Source organism: Mycobacterium sp. AMU20-3851 (assembly GCF_043974665.1).
Lineage (GTDB): Bacteria > Actinomycetota > Actinomycetes > Mycobacteriales > Mycobacteriaceae > Mycobacterium.
This window is the reverse complement of the sequence record NZ_CP146371.1, coordinates 6020551-6039100: the sequence shown is the minus strand read 5'-3', so window position 1 is coordinate 6039100 and position 18550 is coordinate 6020551. Positions and strand designations below refer to the sequence as shown.

The following is an 18550-nucleotide window of genomic DNA, read 5'->3' as shown; positions in this document are numbered from 1 at the left end:
GCCGGTCGTAGCCGGGCTGTCGCCGGGTCGTTATCGACCATTAGGCTCACCGAACGTGCCGAACGACCCGACTCCAGATGCCGCCGAGGCCGAACTGCTGGCGGGAGCCTGGGTTGCGCTGAACAGCTACGGCGAGGTCCTCCGTGACATCGGGGCGGTGTTCGCCGCGGCCGGTCACGAGTTGTACCTGGTCGGCGGCAGCGTCCGCGATGCGCTGTTGGGCCGGCTGTACTCGGACCTCGACTTCACCACCGACGCGCGCCCCGAGCAGATGCAGAAACTGCTGCGCGGCTGGGCCGACGCGCTGTGGGACACCGGCATCGACTTCGGGACCATCGGTGTCGGCAAGGCCGGGCACCGGTTCGAGATCACCACCTTCCGTGCCGACAGCTACGACCAGGTGTCGCGCAATCCCCAGGTGCAGTTCGGCGACCGGCTCTCCGACGATCTGGTGCGCCGCGACTTCACCGTCAACGCCATGGCGGTCCGCATCACCGAGGCGGGCCCGGCCGAGTTCCTGGATCCGCTGGGCGGGCTGACCGCACTGCGGGAGCGGGTGCTCGACACTCCGTCCGCGCCGCAGGTCTCCTTCGGTGACGACCCGTTGCGGATGCTGCGGGCCGCGCGCTTCGTGTCCCAGCTGGGGTTCTCGGTGGCGCCGCGGGTGCTGGAGGCGCTGCTGGAGATGGCCCCGCAGTTGGAGCGGATCACCGCCGAGCGGGTGTCCGCGGAGCTGGACAAGCTGCTGCTCGGTGCCGACCCGGTGGCCGGGATCGACCTGATGGTGCAGACCGGTCTGGGTGCGGTGGTGCTCCCCGAGATCGGGGAGATGCGGATGGCCATCGACGAGCACCACCAGCACAAGGACGTGTACTGGCATTCGCTGACGGTGCTCAAACAGGCGATCGATCTGGAGGACGGCCCGGATCTGGTGCTGCGGTGGGCGGCGTTGCTGCACGACATCGGCAAGCCGGGCACCCGCCGCCACGAGCCGGACGGCGGGGTGAGTTTCCACCACCACGAGGTGGTCGGCGCGAAGATGGTCCGCAAGCGGATGCGGGCGCTCAAGTACTCCAAGCAGATGGTCGACGACGTGTCCCAGCTGGTGTACCTGCATCTGCGGTTCCACGGCTACGGCGACGGCCGGTGGACCGACTCGGCGGTGCGCCGCTACGTCACCGACGCCGGGCCGCTGCTCGAGCGGCTGCACAAGCTGGTGCGCGCCGACTGCACCACCCGCAACAAGCGCCGCGCGGCCCGGCTGCAGGCCAACTACGACGAGCTCGAGGCGCGGATCGCCGAACTGGCCGCCAAGGAGGATCTGCAGCGGGTGCGTCCGGACCTGGACGGCAACGCCATCATGGAGATCCTCGGGATCCCGCCGGGCCCGCTGGTGGGCAAGGCCTGGAACCACCTCAAGGAGCTGCGGCTGGACCGCGGCCCGCTCGAGCACGACGAAGCCATCGCCGAACTGCACAAGTGGTGGAACGCGCAGCAGTCCTGATGCGTCTGAACAGGCATGGACTATTGCCTGGGGGACGGGGCCGGGGATGCGGCGATCTGGTCGGCCGAGCCGACGCTGGATATCGACGGCGACGGGGTGCTCGACGCTTTTCCGCTGGACCTCGATGGCGACGGGCGTGCCGATGACGCGCTGGCCGATCTGGACGGGCCGCCGTCGGACGGGATGGCCGATCACGCCCTGCACGACCGGGACGGCCCGGCGCCGGCCTACTTCACCGATGACGGGTCGGGCACCTGGGCGGTGGCCGTCGACCGGACCGGGCAGTTGCGCTGGTTCGGGCTGGACGGGGTGGAGGTCGGTTCGGCGTTCGGCGCCATGGTCGACTTCGACGGCGACGGCCACGCCGACGACCACCTGCTCGACGCGGACGGCGACGGGCTCGCCGATCGGGTACTGGCCGGGGACGGGGACACCGCCTACGCCGACCGCGACGGCGACGGCCACTGGGATGTGAAGCTGACCGACACCGACGGGGACGGGCGCGCGGACTCGGCGGGTGAGCTCTAGGCGAGCGCGTCGATCAGGGTGCGGGCGTCACGCAGATCGGCGGTGCCGAAACCCTCGGTGAACTGTTCGTACACCGGCAGCAGCACGGTCCGGGCCTGGACATCACGGCCGGCCCGGCAGAACATCCGGGCCAGACTCGTCGCCGCCCGCAATTCCCACGACCTGGCGTGGGCGTCCCGCGCGATGTCCAGGGCCTGTTCGAAACAGCGTTGCGCGGCAACGCAATCGGATCCGAGTAGGAGTTCACCCCGGATCCGGCGCACCTCGGCCGCGTACAGCTTTTCGTCGGTGCTCTGCTCCCAGCGTTGCGCCTCGTCGAGGGCTCGCAAACCGTCCCCGACCTGCCCGGCGACACCGTAGGCCTGGGCCAGCAGGGCCAGAAACCACGGCCACACCGCTCCGATGCCCGCCGCCTCCCGGCGCGCGATGGACTCACGGATGTCCGCGATCCCGGCGGCGACGTCGCCCTGCTGCACCCGCGCCCACCCCCGCGGCAGCAGGCACCACAACCCGACCGCGTGCAACCCGTTGGCCTCCGATATCGCGATGGCACCCTCGGCCCGTTCCCGGGCCAGGGCGGGCTCCCGGCGCAGTTGGGACAGTTGCGCCGCGAACAGCAGGGCGATCCCCACCGCGTACGGATGGTCCTGGTCGGCGGTCTGCGCCAGCGTGCGCAGCATGGCCGCCTCGGCCTGGTCCGGGTAGCCGAGTACCCAGTCGCTGAGCGCGTCGAGGTACCCGCACACCGTGCCCGGATCCTGCCCGTAATCGGTGATGAAGGCGGCGCGCCGGTCCGGACGGTAGTAGCCCAGCCCGGCCCGGCTGTGCGTGCGCACATCGGTGAAATCGCCTTGCCACCAAGCGGTGTAGGCCAGTATCCAGTGCCCCACCGCCAGCAGCGTCGGATCCCGCAGCGGGCGGGCCAACTCGAGGAACTCCTCGGACAGCCGCCGGGCATGATGCATGTTGCCGCGCACGATCTGTGCGTAGGCGAAGCCGGCCAGCGCCGGGAACAATTCCGGCGTGCTGCCGACCTGGCGGGCGAGTTCACGCGCCCGGGCGTAGATGTGCTCGGGGGAGTGCGGCCCGTCGATGAACCCGATGGCATGTCCCAGCATCAGTTGCAGGGCGAGTTCCTGCCTGCATCGTTCGGTGCTCGGCGCCAGGGTGCGCAGCAGTTCCAGGCCGCGGTTGGCGTGGTTGGCCGCCTCCACATGGGCGTAGCGCTGCAGCGCACGTCGGCCGGCAGCCTCCCAGTACGGGATCGCCTGCGCCGTCAGCCCGGCCTCGGTGTAGTGGTGGGCCAGCAATTCCGGTTGGGCGCAGGCGGTTTCGGGGAAAGCCTGTTCGATGCACTGTGCGATCCGCTGATGGTGCTGTTGGCGGGTGCTCTTGAGCAGGGACTGATAGGCGGCGTCCTGGATCAGTGCGTGCTTGAAGCGGTAGGAGGACTGCGGCGGATTGCCCTGCTGGGTCAGGAATTCCGCGTCCACCAGTTGGGCGAGTCCGTCGCGCAACCGGGCATCGCTCCAGGGCGCGACGGCCCGCAGCACGGCGTAGGAGAAATCGCGGCCCAGCACGGCGCCGAGCTGAGCGAGGCCCTTGACCGTGGACAGCCGGTCCAGCCGGGCCATCAACGAGTCGTGCAGGGTGTTCGGGATCGCCAGTGGCGGTAGGGGACCGGCCAGTTCGTAGTGGTCGGTGCGCTCGGTGAGCAGCCCGGAGTCGAGCACGGTCTTGGTGATCTCCTCGATGAACAGTGGTATCCCGTCGGTCTTGGCGACCACCTGCTCGAGCACCTCCTCGGGCAGCCGCTTGCTGCCGGCGATGTTCAGGGTCAGTTCGGTGGCTTCGGTGGGGATCAGCCGGGTCGGCGTCAGCAGAGGAACCACGTCATCGGGCCAGGGGGAGTCGAATTCCGGCCGGCCCGTCAACAGGATGAGCATCCGGGTGCCGGACAGCTTGCCGATGAGTTGGGTGAGTAGTTCCAGGGTGCTGGCGTCGGCCCAGTGCAAATCCTCGACCACCAGCAGAACCGGTTGGTGCGCGGCGCGGTTGACGAGGATGGCGGTGAGCGCATCGATGGCGCCCTGCCGCAACTGTTCGGGACTGTGGTCGGTGACGGTGCCGGTCGGCAGGGCAGCCATCGCGCACATGGCCGGCATCGCCTGCTCGAGCACCAACCCGTTCTGGACCAGGAAACCCTCCAGATTGCGCAGGGATTCGGCAGTGCTGGCGGTGCCGTCCGGCCGCAGGACGAGCCGGTCGAGCAGGTCGGCGAACGGGTACAGCGCGGTGTCGCGGTGATAGGGCGAGGCCTGGCAGGGCACCAACCAGCCGAGGTCGGCGCCGGCACGCTCGGTCAGCGCGTAGACCAGCCGGGTCTTGCCGATACCGGCCTCCCCGTTCACCAGAACCACGCGTCCCTGCCCGTCCACCGCGTCGCCCCACAGTCCTTCCAGCGCGTGCAGTTCCGCGGTGCGGCCCACCAGCGGTCCGGTCCCGGTGGTACCGATCGCCTCCAGCCGGGTCCGGGTGGTGTCCTCGGCGAGCACCCGGTGCACCTGCACAGGTTCGGCCACCCCTTTCAGGGGAGGTGCCCCGAGCGGCACGGTGTGGAAGAAGCCGTGCAGCAGTTGATGGGTCAGCTCCCCGATGACCAGCGTGTTGGGTGCGGCGACGGTCTGCAGCCGGGCCGCGATGTTGGGAGTGTCGCCGAGGGCCATCTGCTCGTGCCGGTTCTCCCCGACGACCTCGCCGACTACCACCATGCCGGTGTGGCAACCCAGCCGGACGGACAGCATCAACCCGTACTGCTGCTGCAGCGCCACGTTGAGACCGCCGATCGCCTCGATGATGCCCAGCCCGGCGCGCACCGCCCGGGCTGCGTCATCCTCGTGCGCCTGCGGGTAGCCGAAGAAGACCAGCAGCCCGTCGCCGAGGTACTGGGCGGTGTATCCGCCGAACCGGCCGATCACCTTGTCGCAGGCCAGGAAGTACGCGCGCATCACCTCCCGCAGGTCTTCGGGATCGACCGCGCCGAACAGCGGAGTGGAGTCCACCAGGTCGCAGAACAGCACCGTGAGCTGTCGCCGTTCGGCGTCCGGTCCGGGGGCCCCGGTCCAGGTGAGGCCCGCGCCGTCGATGGTGATGGTGTCGGGGTGGGCGTAGCGCAGTTCGGCGCGCAGGGCGTCGAGCTTCTCGCCGTCGAGCCCGAACTGTTCCTGTAGTGCCGGGAACGAGACCCGGCTCCGGGTCCGAACTAGGTCGATGACCGCATCGACGACGGCATAGAAGTCCATGACAGGTGGCTCGATCGGTGGGGCTCGTTTTCATGGTGCGCCCGATCGGTGCCGCACGGAAGGGTTCGGGTGAATCTGGTCGCGATCAGCCGCGACCGGCGCCTGGCGGCCCCGCAAAGGCCTGCGCGATGGTCAGCCATTTCTCGGCGTCGGGGCCGACGGCCACCACGTCGAGCTCCTGGGGCGCGCGCCGCTGGGTGACCAGCATGCAGAAGTCCTCGGCCGGGCCGGTCACCGTCTGAGCGGCGTCCTCGGGTCCCCATGTCCACCAATCACCTTCTGGCCCTTGCAGTTTCACGTGAAACGGCGTAGTAGGCGGGGTCAGGCCGTGGGTGTGGAAGGCGAAATCGCGGGTGCGCACCCCGATGTGGGCGACCGAGCGCAACCGTGCCGAGGGTGGGCGATGGACCCCGAGCGCATCGGCGACGTCCAGGCCGTGTGCCCAGGTTTCCATCAGCCGCGCGGTGGCCATCGACGGCGCGCTCATCGGCGGTCCGAACCAGGTCAGCTTGCGACCGTCGGGGACTTCCAGCAGGGCGGCGTGCAATGCTGCCCGGTCGGCGCGCCACCCGTCGAGCAGTTCGGCCGGCGGGGTGGCGGCCAGCCGCTCGGCGGCGGCGTCGACGAAACCGAGCGGATTCTCGGCGGCCTGGCCGAGCACCTCGGCGAAGGCCTGTTCGTCGGTGATCGTCTGCAGCGACACCCGGTCGGTCCACCACAGGTGCGCGATCTGATGGGCGATGGTCCAGCCCGGCGCGGGAGTCGGGGTCTGCCAGCCGGCCGCGGGCAGATCGGTCACGAGCGCGTCCAGCACGTCACTCTCGGCGCGCAGGTCGGCCACCATCGGTTCGGCAGCGGGCATGGCGCAACCCTAATCCGCCGGGATCCGCCGGCCCAGCCCGGCATGCACCGCCAGCCCCAGCAGGTAGATCACGGAACCGGACAGCACCAGCGGCACGGAGAGCCCGTCGCCCGGGATCACCGCCGCCGCCGCGGCGATCGCGGCGACGAACGTCACCCAGAACAACGAGTCCTGAACGGTGAACACATGCCCGCGCAGCGCGTCGTCCACGTCGATCTGCATGGCGCTGTCCGCGCACAGTTTCACCACCTGGCCGGCCGCGCCGAGGAGGAAACCGCAGCCGATCATCACCGGCAGGTGCAGTCCCGCGGCGAACAGCTGCACCACCACCGCCAGCGCCAGCGCACCGTTGGCGGACCGGTACCGGCCCCAACGCCGGACCGCGGCCGGGGTGAACACGGTGGCCAGGAACGACCCGGTGCCGGTGGCGGTGACGAACAGGGCGGCAGTGCCCAGCCCCAGTCCGGCGACGTCGTGATCACCGCTGTGCCGGACGATCACCAGCACCAGGAGGGTGTTGATCCCGAACACCATGCGGTGGGCGGCCAGCCCGCCGAGAGTGGCGGCCACCTTCGGGACCGCGACCACGGTCCGGATGCCGTGCACCCAGCCGGTGGACACCGCGTAGAGCACCGAACCGTGCACCGCGCGGGCGCTGTCGTCCGGACCGAGCACGTGCGGCGAGAACCGCACCGAGAGCACCAGCGCCAGCAGGACCGGCAGGACGCTGAGGAAGATCACCACCGCCCCGCCGGCATCGTCGGCGCCGAACAGCGCCCGCGCCACCAACATGCAGACGGCTCCGAGGGACACCGCAATCGATCCGGTGGCGGTGGCCACCGAGTTCATGGTCAGCACCGTCTCGCGCGGCACCACGTGCGGCAGCGCCGCAGACAGGCCAGAGGACACGAACCGGGTGAAGCCGTTGACGATCAGGGCGCCCAGCAGGACCACCAGATCGTCGGCGCCGACCACCAGGGCGGCGCCGACCGCGAGCATCAGCAGCAGCCGGCCGGTGTTGGCACCGATCAGCACCAGGCGCCGGTCCCAGCGGTCCAACAGCGCCCCGGCGAACGGAGCGAGCACCGAATAGGGCACGAACAACACGGCGAACGCCAGCGCTATGGCCCACGGATCGGCCTCGCGTTCGGGGTTGAACAGCAGGGCGCCGGCCAGTCCGGCCTGGAACAGTCCGTCACCGAACTGGCTGACCGCCCGTAGTTCCAGCAGCCGCCGGAACTCGGGTAGATCACGCACGCTCTGCCAGGTTCCCGGCGGATTGCGGGCGTCTGTCATCAGTTCAGATCCTGTCCGGGCCGGGACTGCGGTCGGCACCCGAATCCACAGTACAAATATCTCGTCGGACCGCTTGTTGTTCGCTGCTGCGAGGGGGTGCTGGTGACATGATGGACCAGTGGGACAGCACGAGGAACCGGAGGATCACCTCACTCCGACGGCACCGCATGTGCGCGCCGGATCCCTGCTGCTGGCCGATACCGATCTGTACGAACCGACCTTCCGCCGCACCGTCATCTACATCATCGAGCACAACGAGGGCGGCACCCTCGGGGTGGTGCTGAACCGGCCCAGTGAAACCGCGGTGTACAACGTTTTGCCGCAGTGGGCCAAGCTTGCGATGAAGCCGAAGACGATGTTCGTCGGCGGGCCGGTGAAGCGGGACTCCGCGCTGTGCCTGGCCACCGTCCGGGTGGGTGTGGACATCACCGGCGTGCCCGGGATCCGGCATGTGCAGGGCCGGGTGGTCATGGTGGACCTGGATTCCGATCCCGATGTGCTGGCCCCCGCGCTGGACGGGGTGCGGATCTTCGCCGGGTACTCGGGGTGGACCACCGGTCAGCTCGACGGCGAGATCGAGCGTGACGACTGGATCGTGCTGTCGGCGTTGCCCTCGGATGTCCTCGTCGAACCGAGGGTGGATCTGTGGGCGCGGGTGCTGCGACGTCAGCCGCTACCGCTGTCGATGCTGGCAACCCACCCGATCGACCTCAGCCGCAACTGACTCAACCGCAGATCGAGCGGCCCGACGAGTCGGCAGAGGCCAGCGTGCACGAACCGCACGAGCCGGCGCAGCCGCCGCCCGCTTCCCGGTTCGCCTCCTGCTCGGCTTCCTTCATCGCCACCAGCTTCGCGCTCTGCCAGCAGCCGGCCCCGACGGTTCCGATCGCGCCGAGCACGCAGACCACCAGCACCAGCAGACCCATCTCGGCCGGCGCGGCCAGGCCCACGACACCGCCGGCGGCCAGCATGGCGGCCGCGGCGAACTGGGTGGGGGCCACGGCCCGCAGCACCTGCCGGACCGGGTCGGCGGCGTAGGGACGATTCAGCGACCAGGCGGCGGCACCGGCAGTGGCCGCTGCCACGCAGAGGCAGAGCACCGCGGCGATGAGCATGGACCCAGGATAAGGGGCGGCCCTGGCGGCGCGCTCAGGGGAGGCCGCTCACCGGTGAGAAGATCGGGCCCGCCCCGGAGCTTCCACCGAGACCGACCGGGACCGCGGTCGCATTCAGCGGGGCGGCGGGCGGGATCCGGCCGGCCGGCGCGGGGGCGGCGGCCGGGGCCGGAGCAGGGGCGGACACCCGGAAACCGTTGACGATCGCGTCGACGGCGTCCGCCGCGGCCACCGACTGCGACTCGGCCGTCGTCACCGAAAGCGACACCAGGTAGCGGTCGGTACCGGAAGTGGCGATGATGTGCCGCCGCGATGTGTTCAACGTCATGTTGTTCTCACGGAAGGTGCCCTCGATGAGCGAGGTGGGCACCCCGTTGACCTCGGCGATCGACCCGCCGGTCGCCCGCCACGCGGTCAGCTGCTGACTGTCGGTGAATCCGTGCCGGATGGCCTCGCGGGGATCGAAGTCACCGACGAGCTTGTAGACCACCACCTGCGCGTTGGAGGTGTACAGCCCGTCACCGCCGACCCGGTCGGCGATCACCGCGAAGGCGTCGGTCACGTTCGGGTCCGGCACCTGGGTCCATCCGGTCGGCCGGGGCAGCACGATGTTCAGTGCGGAGAAGTTGGTGGGTACCTGCGGCTCCATCGCCACCTTGCGGCTCTCCAGGTAATCCCGGATGGTGCCCGCCGGGTTCGGTGACAACGGCACCGATACCGGGCGGGGCGCGGCCGCGGGGGCCGTCGCGGTGCTGGTGGTGGTCCCGAGTCCGGTGGCCGCCCCGGGTGTGACGGCGGCCGGCACCGCGGCCGGGCCGACCGGCTGGGACGGACCGGGCACCGCGGGTGCGAGTGCGGGAGCGGCCTGCGGGGCGACGGTGACGGTCTGGGTGACGGTGACAGGAGTGGGCACGGACGGCTGCGGAGCAAGCGGTTCGGCGGCGGCGGTGCCGGACATGGCCACCACGCCGGCGAATCCGGCGGCGGTCCCCGCGATCGCGATCCGCCAGCTGTGCCTGTGATTCATCTGACGCCGGTCCTTCCGAGTTGCACGTGCCTGGGTCAGGGGCCGACTGTATCCACGCGCCGGGCCTGCTCACCAGGGCTGGAATAGAGCTGCAACCGGGTGGTGAGCGCCCCGCAACGCAACCGATACCAACCCGTGGCCGAAGGGCGCGCGAGCGGCGCTTATACCCTGTTCGGGTGACAGACTCCCCGGCTGACCCAGCCGCCACCGACGCCGACGCCCCCAGCCACCGCTACAACGCGCAGTTGGCCGGTGAGATCGAGCAGACCTGGCAGCAACGCTGGCATGGGCTCGGGACGTTCCACGTGCCCAACCCGGTCGGGTCGCTGGCGCCCGCCGACGGCGCCCCGGTACCGGCGGACAAGATGTTCGTCCAGGACATGTTCCCGTACCCGTCCGGGGACGGCCTGCACGTCGGTCACCCACTCGGCTACATCGCCACCGACGTGTACGCCCGCTACTTCCGGATGACCGGCCGCAACGTGCTGCACGCGCTCGGTTTCGACGCGTTCGGGCTGCCCGCCGAGCAGTATGCGGTGCAGACCGGGACCCACCCGCGCACCCGCACCGAAGCCAACATCGTCAACTTCCGCCGTCAGCTCGGCCGGCTGGGCCTGGGCCACGATTCGCGGCGCAGCTTCTCCACCACCGACGTCGACTTCTACAAGTGGACGCAGTGGATCTTCCTGCAGATCTACAACGCCTGGTTCGACCCCGAGCTCAACCGCGCACGGCCGGTCGCCGAGCTGGTCGCCGAGTTCGAGTCCGGTGCGCGGGCGCTGCCCGACGGTCGCAGCTGGGCCGAACTCGACGCCGCCGGCCGGGCTGATGTCGTGGACTCCCACCGCCTGGTCTACCGCGCCGACTCGGTGGTCAACTGGTGTCCCGGCCTGGGCACCGTGCTGGCCAACGAGGAGGTCACCTCCGACGGCCGCAGTGACCGCGGCAACTATCCGGTCTTCCGGAAACGCTTGCGGCAGTGGATGATGCGCATCACCGCGTACTCCGACCGGTTGCTCGACGACCTGGACGTGCTGGACTGGCCGGACAAGGTCAAGGCCATGCAGCGCAACTGGATCGGCCGTTCGACCGGTGCCGAAGTCCGTTTCGCCACCGAGGCAGGCGACATCGAGGTGTTCACCACCCGGCCCGACACCCTGTTCGGTGCCACCTACATGGTGCTCGCACCCGAGCACGAGCTGGTCGACGCGCTGGTCACCGTTGGGGGCGAGCGAAGCGACGGGGGAACGATCGGGTGGCCCGAGGGCACCGATGACCGCTGGACCTACGGCGGCGCCACCCCGGCCGAAGCGGTGGCGACCTACCGGTCCGACATCGCGGCGAAGTCGGATCTGGAACGCCAGGAGAACAAGTCCAAGACCGGCGTCTTCACCGGCGCGTACGCCGTCAATCCGGTGAACGGGCAACGGATTCCGGTGTTCATCGCCGACTACGTGCTGGCCGGCTACGGCACCGGCGCCATCATGGCGGTGCCCAGCGGGGATCAGCGGGACTGGGAGTTCGCCACCGCGTTCGGGTTGCCCATTGTGCAGGTTGTCGTTCCTGGGGCAGGAGCGCAGCGATCCGGGGATCAGCCGGGCGGTGACATCACCGAGGGCGCCTACAGCGGTGACGGCACCCTGGTGAACTCCGATTACCTCGACGGCCTGGACGTGGCTGCGGCCAAGGAGGCGATCATCGCCCGGCTGGAGGCCGAGGGCACCGGCAAGGCGCGCGTCGAGTTCAAGTTGCGGGACTGGCTGTTCGCCCGGCAGCGGTACTGGGGTGAGCCGTTCCCGATCGTCTACGACGCCGAGGGCCGTGCCCATCCGCTGCCGGAATCGGCTCTGCCGGTGGAACTTCCGGACATCCCGGACTACGCGCCGGTGATGTTCGACCCGGACGACGCGGACAGCGAGCCGTCCCCGCCGCTGGGCAAGGCCACCGACTGGGTGCACGTCGAACTCGATCTCGGCGACGGCCTGCAGAGCTACAGCCGCGACACCAACGTGATGCCGCAGTGGGCGGGAAGCTCGTGGTACGAACTGCGTTACGCCGACCCGCACAACCAGGACGCGTTCTGCGACAAGGAGAACGAGGCGTACTGGATGGGTCCGCGGCCCGACATCCACGGCCCGCAGGACCCGGGCGGGGTGGACCTGTACGTCGGCGGTGTCGAGCATGCCGTGCTGCACCTGCTGTACTCGCGGTTCTGGCACAAGGTGCTCTTCGACCTGGGCCACGTCAGCTCGTCGGAGCCCTACCGGCGGCTGGTCAACCAGGGCTACATCCAGGCCTTCGCCTACACCGACGCGCGGGGCTCCTATGTGCCCGCCGCCGAGGTCATCGAACGGGACGGGAAGTTCTTCTACCCAGCGCCCGAGGGTGAGATCGAGGTCAACCAGGAGTTCGGCAAGATCGGCAAGAGCCTGAAGAACTCCGTCTCACCCGACGAGATCTGCGACGAGTACGGCGCGGACACCCTGCGCGTGTACGAGATGTCGATGGGCCCGCTGGAGGCATCGCGGCCCTGGGCCACCAAGGACGTGGTCGGCGCGCACCGGTTCCTGCAGCGGGTCTGGCGGGCGGTCATCGACGAGACCACCGGCGAGCAGCGGGTCAGTGACGATGCGGCGGTCTCCGACGAGACCCTGCGCGCGCTGAACAAGACCATCGCCGGCGTCGCCGAAGACTATGCGGCACTGCGCAACAACACCGCGGCCGCCAAGCTCATCGAGTACACCAACCACCTCACCAAGGAGGGCGTGACGGCGCGGACGGCGATCGAGCCGCTGGTGTTGATGGTCGCCCCGCTCGCACCGCACCTGGCCGAGGAGCTGTGGCGCCGGCTGGGGCACGAGACCTCGCTGGCGCACGGACCGTTCCCGGTGGCCGACGAGCGCTACCTCGTCGACGACACCGTGGAGCTGCCGGTACAGGTCAACGGCAAGGTGCGCGGCAAGATCACCGTCGCCGCGGATGCTGACAAGGCGGCGTTGGAGGCCGCGGCGCTGGCCGACGACAAGGTACAGGCGTTCCTGGACGGAGCCACCCCGAAGAAAGTCATCGTGGTGCCCGGCCGGCTGGTGAACCTCGTCGTCTAGACCCGCGGGCGGATGACCACCTCGTGCACGTGGCCGTCGGGCGGGGTGAGCACCGCCTGCGCGACGGCCGTGCCCACGGTCTCGGGCCGCAGGAACTTCGCCGGGTCGTAGTCCTTTTCCTCGTACGCCACCAGATCGCGTTGCATCTCGGTGTCCACCCGGCCCGGGAAGACCGTCGTCACCCGCAGCGACGGTTCGTCGGTGCGCAGCGAGTCGGCGAACGCCCGCAGCGCGAACTTGCTCGCCGAATATGACGCCATGCCGGCTGAGACCTTCTGGCCGGCACCGGAATTGATGAACACCACCTGCCCGCGTGCGGCGCGCAGTGCGGGCAGCAGGGCCAGCGTCAACGCGACGGCGCCGGTGACATTGATCTCGAAGCTCGCCCGCCACTGCTCGGCGCTGGATTCGCCGACCGTCCCGGGGTAGAGCACCCCGGCGTTGTGCACCAGCACGTCGAGTTCGGCGAGCGGCTCGGCGGCCGCTTCGATGGACTCCTGGTCGGCCAGATCCAGTGGCCAGGTCGGCGCCCCGAGGCGCGCGGCGAGCGCGTCCAGATGCGCCGACGGGCGGCCCGCCAGGAGCAGCGTGTGGGTGGGCGCGAGAGCGGCGGCGACGGCCGATCCGATCCCGCCGCCGGCACCGGTTATCAGGGCTGTGGGCACGCCAAAACCCTACCGACCCTGCACGCCGGGCCCCGGCATCGCATTATTGATGCGATGCCACCGGACCCAAGCTTCGCTCCCACCCAGCTCGCAGCGCGCGCGGCGTACCTGCTGCGCGGTAACGACCTGGGCGTGATGACCACCGCCGCGCCCCTGTTGTACCCGCACATGTGGAGCTGGGACGCGGCGTTCGTGGCCATCGGCCTGGCCCCGCTCAGCGTGGAACGCGCCGTCGTCGAACTCGACACCCTGTTGTCGGCCCAGTGGGGCAACGGGATGATTCCGCACATCGTGTTCGCCAACGGGGTGGACGGATACTTCCCGGGCCCGGCGCGCTGGGCCACCTCGGCGCTGGCCGAGCATGCGCCGCGGACCCGGCACACCTCGGGCATCACCCAGCCGCCGGTGCACGCCATCGCCGTGCAGCGCATCCTGGACCGGGCGAAGACCCGCGGCCGCTCCACCCGCGCGGTCGCCGAGGCCTTCCTGGACCGCCGCTGGGACGATCTGGTGCGGTGGCACCGCTGGCTGGCCGAGTGCCGCGACCTGCGCGGGCGCGGCCGTGTCACGCTGTACCACGGCTGGGAGTCCGGGATGGACAACTCGCCGCGCTGGGACAGCGCCTACGCGAACGTGGTCCCCGGCAACGTCCCGGAGTATCAGCGCGAGGACAACAAGATCAACACCGATGCCACTCAGCGGCCCTCGGATCTGGAGTACGACCGTTACCTGTGGCTGCTGGAGGAGATGAAGACCGCCCGCTACGACGACGAACTGCTCGCCAAGAGCATGAGTTTCGCGGTGGAGGACGTGTTCGTCTCGGCGATCTTCTCGGTGGCCTGCACCGTGCTGGCCGAGATCGGCGAGGACTACAAGCGCTCACCGGCCGATGTCCGCGACCTGTACGGGTGGGCCGATCGGTTCCGGGCCGGTGTCATCGACGCCACCGATGAACGGACCGGAGCAGCAAGGGATTTCGATGTCCGCGCGGACCGCTGGGTGCCGACCGAGACGGTTGCGCAGTTCGCCCCGCTGTTGTGCGGCGGCCTGTCCCACGACAAGGAACGGGCGCTGCTCAAGCTGCTGGAGGGCCCGCGCTTCTGCAGTCACCCCGATCTGCGCTACGCGTTGATCCCGACCACGTCGCCGGTGTCGCGCGACTTCCGCCCCCGCGAGTACTGGCGCGGGCCGGTCTGGCCGGTGACGACGTGGCTGTTCTCCTGGTGCTTCGCCCGGCGCGGCTGGTCCGAGCGGTCGCTGGCGTTGCGTCAGGAGGGATTGCGCCAGGCCAGCGACGGCACCTTCGCCGAGTACTACGAGCCGTTCACCGGGGAACCGCTGGGCAGCATGCAGCAGTCGTGGACCGCCGCGGCGGTGCTGGACTGGTTGGGCTGAATCAGGACTGGGCTTGATCGGCCAGGCGATCCAGGGAACCCAGGGCCGACGCCAGGGTGGCCTGGTCCTCGGCGCTGAGACCGGCCAGCATGTTGGCCAGGAAGGCACGCCGGGTCTCCAGCGCCTCGCGGTGCTGCACCAGACCGCGCGGGGTCACCTCGACCAGCACGGCACGCAGGTCCGACGGGTCGCGGGAGCGCTTGACCAGACCGAGTTTCTCCAGGCGCCGGATGGCCACGGTGGTGGTGGGTGTGCGGACCCGCTCGTGGGCGGCCAGGTCGGTCATCCGGATCGGACCACATTCCAGCAGGGTCAGCAGGATCGAGAGCTGAGCCAGCGTGAGGTCCCCGGCGCCGGTGTTGCTGGCGCCGCGGTTGGTGTCACCACGTCGAAGTACCGAAAACAGTTTGGAGAGCACACGTTGCAGCTCTCCCGCCAGTTCGCCGGCCTGCGGATCGGTCTCGACCATAATTCGCCAGTCTAACCTGTCGGGTCCGGTCAGGCAGGAACCCGCGCAAGATCAGATCACCTGGTCCAGGAACCGCTGCAGCCGCTCGGTCTCGGCACTGGAGAAGATCTGCTCCGGCGGGCCGGACTCGACGACCTTGCCGTGGTCCATGAAGACGACGGCGTCGGCGGCGGACTGGGCGAACCCCATCTCGTGGGTCACCACCACCATCGTCATCCCGGTCGACCCGAGGTCGGCGATCAGTTCCAGGATGCCCTTGACCAGCTCGGGATCCAGCGCCGAGGTGGCCTCGTCGAAGAACATCACCTGCGGCGCCATGGCCAGTGCCCGGGCGATCGCCACCCGCTGCTGCTGCCCGCCGGACAACGTGGCCGGCCGGACATCGGCCTTGTGCCGCAGCCCGACCCGGTCCAGTTGCGCGAGGCCGAGTTCGCGTGCGGCCTCGGCGGACATCCCCTTGAGCTTGCGGGGTGCGAGTGTCACGTTGTCCAGCACAGTGCGGTGCGGGAACAGGTTGAACTGCTGGAACACCATCCCGATGCGTTGCCGGAGCTGATCGGGGTTGTCCCCGAGTACCGATCGGCCGTCCAGCAGGATGTCGCCCTTGTCGGGTTCGTAGAGCCGGTTCAGGGTGCGCAGCAGGGTGGACTTGCCCGATCCGGACGGGCCGATGACCGCGGTGGTGGTGCCGGCGGGAACGTCGAGGTCGACGCCGCGCAACACCGCGTTGCCGCCGAAGGAGAGATGAATGTCCTTGGCACCCAGCGAAACTGCCGCCAACTCCGGGGTCGCCATCAGATCATCTCCTCTTGGATGGGGGCGGGCTGTTTACCGGTGCGCAGCCGGGCGTCGATGACGTTGACCAGGTGGGTGAGCGGAATGGTCAGGATCAGGTAGAACAGCCCGGCGGCGACCAGCGGGGACAGGTTTCCGGTCTGGGCGTTCAGGTCGCGCCCGACCTGGAAGAGTTCACGCTGGTTGGCGACCAGGCCGAGGAAATAGACCAGCGAGGACGCTTTCAGCAGCGAGATGAACTGGTTGACCAGCGCGGGCAGCACCCGGCGGATGCCCTGCGGGATGATCACCAGCTGCATCGAGGACGAGTAGCTGAAGCCCAGCGCGCGGGAGGCCTCCATCTGCCCGGTCTCCACACTCTGGATGCCGGACCGGAAGATCTCCCCGACGTAGGCCGCCGACATCAGGCCCAGGGCGGCGATGCCGAGCGGGTACGGATTGTTGCCGGTGATGCCGCCCACGATCGGACCGATACCCAACCCGATCAGCAGGATGATCACCACCTCCGGCAGACCGCGGAACACGTCGGTGTAGACCCGCGCGGGCCAGCGCAGCAGCCGGGACCGGGAGATCCCGGCGACCGCCAGTACCAGGCCCAGCACCACGCCGATGACCGCGGCACCGGCGGTGAGGATCAGCGTGTTGGGCAGGCCGGTCTTGAACAGGTCCGGAATGGCCTGGCGGTACAGGTCCCAGTCCAGGAAGGAATCGGCGAGTTGGCCGAGTACCGATTTCGGTGCGGCCGGCGCGCCCGGTGCGGTGGCCTGCGGCCGCTCCGCGGCGATCGCCGCGAAATCCGGAAGTTCCGGTGTGGGTGCGGCTTTGGAACCGGGCTTCCAGCCCGGGGGCAGCGCGCGGGGCACCCAGTCGGTGTAGAGCTTGGACCAGGTGCCGTCGGCGATCACCGCGTCCAGCCCGGAGTTGAGCGCGTCGATCAGCGGCTGGTTCTCCTTGGCGACGGCGTACGCCACGAAATTGTCCAAGCTGAACGTGTTTTCGATGATCTCGGCCGGGTCACCCGGCTGCACCGTGCCGACGGCCTGTTGTGAGGGGGCCACCCAGGCGTCGATCTGGCGGGTCTTGAGGCTGCCGTACACGGTGTTGTAATCCGGGAATTTCACCGGATCCAGGCCGAGGGTGTCGACGACATAGGCCTCCTGGACGGTGCCCTGGACGACACCGATCCGCTGGCCCGCAGCCAGTTCGGAGAAGCTGGTGATCGGCGAGCCGGTCGGCACCACCAGCGAGAAGTAGCCGAAGTCGTAGCCGTTGGTGAAGCCGACGGTCTGGCGCCGGGCATCGGTGGTGGTGATCGAGGACGATCCGACGTCGAAACGGCCGGAGGCGACCTGGGCCAGCAGCCCGGAGAAGTCCGTGCCGACGAAGTTGATCCGCAGGCCCAGTTTGTCGGCGATGGCCCGCAGCACCTCGTTGTCGAAGCCGGTGAACTGGCTCGCGGCGTTGATGCAGATGCTCGGCGGGGCGTCGGACAGCGTGCCGACGGTGAGCACGCCCGGGGTGGCCAGCCGCAACGCGGCGGTGTCGATGCTGTCCAGGGGTCTCACGTCGGGGGTGGTGTATTTGTCGGCTCCGGGGCCCTGAGCGGCGGCGGCCAGGTTGGTGGGCAGCGCGCTGGCACTGTCGATACCGGGCGGGGCGCACTGATCCGCGGCGGCCGGTGCGGCCAGCCCGATCGAGCAGGCCAGGAGGGCGAGCAGTACCGCCAGCAGCGGGTGCACGGTCCGGCGAAGCAACGGGGTCATGACAGAAAAGCTAGTCGCTGTGGTGGTGCGGTCGGAGCCTTCAACTCATTTCGAGTACTCCACGGCGCACCAGTTCGGTCAGCATGACGGTGCCCAGCACCTCCGAGGCGGCGACGCAGGCCGCGCGCGCCGCACCGGGGTCCCGGTCGGTGATGGCCGCGGTCTGTGCCCGGTAATGGTCGAGCAGCTCGTCCGGTGCGTCCAGGTGGGCGGCCCAGAAGGCGGGCGGGATGAACGTGTGCGCCGCGGCGATGGCGGCCTGCAGCCGCGGGCCGGTGTGTGCTGCGGTGACGGTCTGCCGATACTGCTGCGCGGTTTCGTGGAAGGCCCGGGGATCACGGCTGTTATGCAGGTTGGTGGTCAATGCCCGCAGTGTGGTGTGCAGCTCGGGCCGGCCATCGGTCGCGGCGCGGGCCGCGGCGATGCCGTTGAGAACGCCGTAGAGCTCGTGGTGTTCGCGCAGCACCTCGGCGTCGAAGCGCTGGACGAAGGCACCGCGGTGATACCGGGTCGCGACGATACCGTCGTGTTCCAGTTGCACCACGGCTTCCTGGATGGGAACCCTGCTGATTCCCAGATCCGTGGCGATCTCGTTGCGGTCCAATCGATCCCCCGAGCGCAGCTTCCCGCTCAGGATGGCGTTCACCACATAGCTGACTACCAGGTCCTTTTCTTTGACCCCGTACTTCTTGGGCATAGCGGGTGCAGTGTCTCACGCAGAAACG

General features: G+C 69.5%; 15 protein-coding genes. 5 read left to right on the top strand and 10 right to left on the bottom strand.

Annotated features, from left to right (window positions below; genetic code table 11):
- The first annotated feature begins 55 nt into the window (after positions 1-55).
- Together V4U86_RS29025 and V4U86_RS29020 are read left to right on the top strand one after the other, a co-directional pair.
- Positions 56-1504 carry a CCA tRNA nucleotidyltransferase gene (locus tag V4U86_RS29025; protein ID WP_395309267.1) on the top strand — a complete coding sequence of 483 codons (1449 nt, stop codon included), beginning with the start codon at positions 56-58 and terminating at the stop codon, positions 1502-1504.
- Positions 1505-1519: 15 nt separating this feature from the next.
- Entirely contained in the window at positions 1520-2032 is a 513-nt protein-coding gene (locus V4U86_RS29020) for a pullulanase (RefSeq protein ID WP_395309266.1), read from the top strand.
- Here the strand turns inward: V4U86_RS29020 and V4U86_RS29015 are convergent.
- From V4U86_RS29015 to V4U86_RS29005, 3 genes are all read right to left on the bottom strand, one after another.
- Positions 2029-5334 carry an AAA family ATPase gene (locus V4U86_RS29015; RefSeq protein WP_395309265.1) on the bottom strand — a complete coding sequence of 1102 codons (3306 nt, stop codon included), beginning with the start codon at positions 5332-5334 and terminating at the stop codon, positions 2029-2031. The two genes, V4U86_RS29020 and V4U86_RS29015, sit on opposite strands and share 4 nt — an antisense overlap.
- Positions 5335-5419: 85 nt before the next feature.
- Positions 5420-6196: a TIGR03084 family metal-binding protein gene (locus V4U86_RS29010; RefSeq protein WP_395309264.1), complete on the bottom strand. Its 777-nt coding sequence runs from the start codon at positions 6194-6196 to the stop codon at positions 5420-5422.
- Positions 6197-6205: 9 nt separating this feature from the next.
- Complete coding sequence (locus V4U86_RS29005) at positions 6206-7492, bottom strand: MFS transporter (RefSeq protein ID WP_395309263.1); 1287 nt, start codon at positions 7490-7492, stop codon at positions 6206-6208.
- Positions 7493-7610: 118 nt separating this feature from the next.
- Between V4U86_RS29005 and V4U86_RS29000 the strand changes: the two genes are divergently transcribed.
- Positions 7611-8216 carry a YqgE/AlgH family protein gene (locus V4U86_RS29000; protein ID WP_395309262.1) on the top strand — a complete coding sequence of 202 codons (606 nt, stop codon included), beginning with the start codon at positions 7611-7613 and terminating at the stop codon, positions 8214-8216.
- Between the two features lies 1 nt (position 8217).
- On the opposite strand, the gene V4U86_RS28995 is transcribed toward V4U86_RS29000, so the two are convergent.
- Together V4U86_RS28995 and V4U86_RS28990 are read right to left on the bottom strand one after the other, a co-directional pair.
- A complete protein-coding gene (locus V4U86_RS28995; protein ID WP_395309261.1) occupies positions 8218-8607 on the bottom strand; it encodes a hypothetical protein in 390 nt (129 codons plus the stop codon).
- Between the two features lie 34 nt (positions 8608-8641).
- Positions 8642-9634, bottom strand: a complete 993-nt coding sequence (locus V4U86_RS28990) for an LpqN/LpqT family lipoprotein (protein WP_395309260.1) — start codon at positions 9632-9634, stop codon at positions 8642-8644.
- A gap of 176 nt (positions 9635-9810) precedes the next feature.
- Here V4U86_RS28990 and V4U86_RS28985 point away from each other — a divergent pair, with 176 nt between their 5' ends.
- Positions 9811-12738 (top strand): leucine--tRNA ligase, encoded by a 2928-nt coding sequence (locus tag V4U86_RS28985; RefSeq protein WP_395309259.1) that lies wholly within the window; start codon positions 9811-9813, stop codon positions 12736-12738.
- Here V4U86_RS28985 and V4U86_RS28980 read toward each other — a convergent pair.
- On the bottom strand, positions 12735-13403 hold the full coding sequence (locus V4U86_RS28980) for an SDR family oxidoreductase (RefSeq protein WP_395309258.1): 669 nt from the start codon (positions 13401-13403) through the stop codon (positions 12735-12737). The genes V4U86_RS28985 and V4U86_RS28980 overlap by 4 nt on opposite strands.
- Positions 13404-13457: 54 nt before the next feature.
- On the opposite strand from V4U86_RS28980, the gene ggh reads away from it, so the two are divergent.
- Entirely contained in the window at positions 13458-14798 is a 1341-nt protein-coding gene (gene ggh / locus V4U86_RS28975; protein WP_395309257.1) for a glucosylglycerate hydrolase, read from the top strand.
- A gap of 1 nt (position 14799) precedes the next feature.
- Here ggh and V4U86_RS28970 read toward each other — a convergent pair whose 3' ends face one another.
- From V4U86_RS28970 to V4U86_RS28955, 4 genes are read right to left on the bottom strand one after another with little or no spacing between them, the layout of a single operon-like run.
- Entirely contained in the window at positions 14800-15267 is a 468-nt protein-coding gene (locus V4U86_RS28970; RefSeq protein WP_395309256.1) for a MarR family winged helix-turn-helix transcriptional regulator, read from the bottom strand.
- Between the two features lie 51 nt (positions 15268-15318).
- Positions 15319-16062 (bottom strand): amino acid ABC transporter ATP-binding protein, encoded by a 744-nt coding sequence (locus tag V4U86_RS28965; RefSeq protein WP_395309255.1) that lies wholly within the window; start codon positions 16060-16062, stop codon positions 15319-15321.
- Positions 16062-17825, bottom strand: coding sequence for an ABC transporter substrate-binding protein/permease (locus V4U86_RS28960; protein ID WP_395309254.1), 1764 nt, complete (start codon positions 17823-17825; stop codon positions 16062-16064). Before V4U86_RS28960 ends, V4U86_RS28965 begins: the two co-directional genes overlap by 1 nt.
- 40 nt (positions 17826-17865) lie before the next feature.
- Positions 17866-18522, bottom strand: coding sequence for a GntR family transcriptional regulator (locus tag V4U86_RS28955; RefSeq protein ID WP_395309253.1), 657 nt, complete (start codon positions 18520-18522; stop codon positions 17866-17868).
- Between the last annotated feature and the right edge of the window lie 28 nt (positions 18523-18550).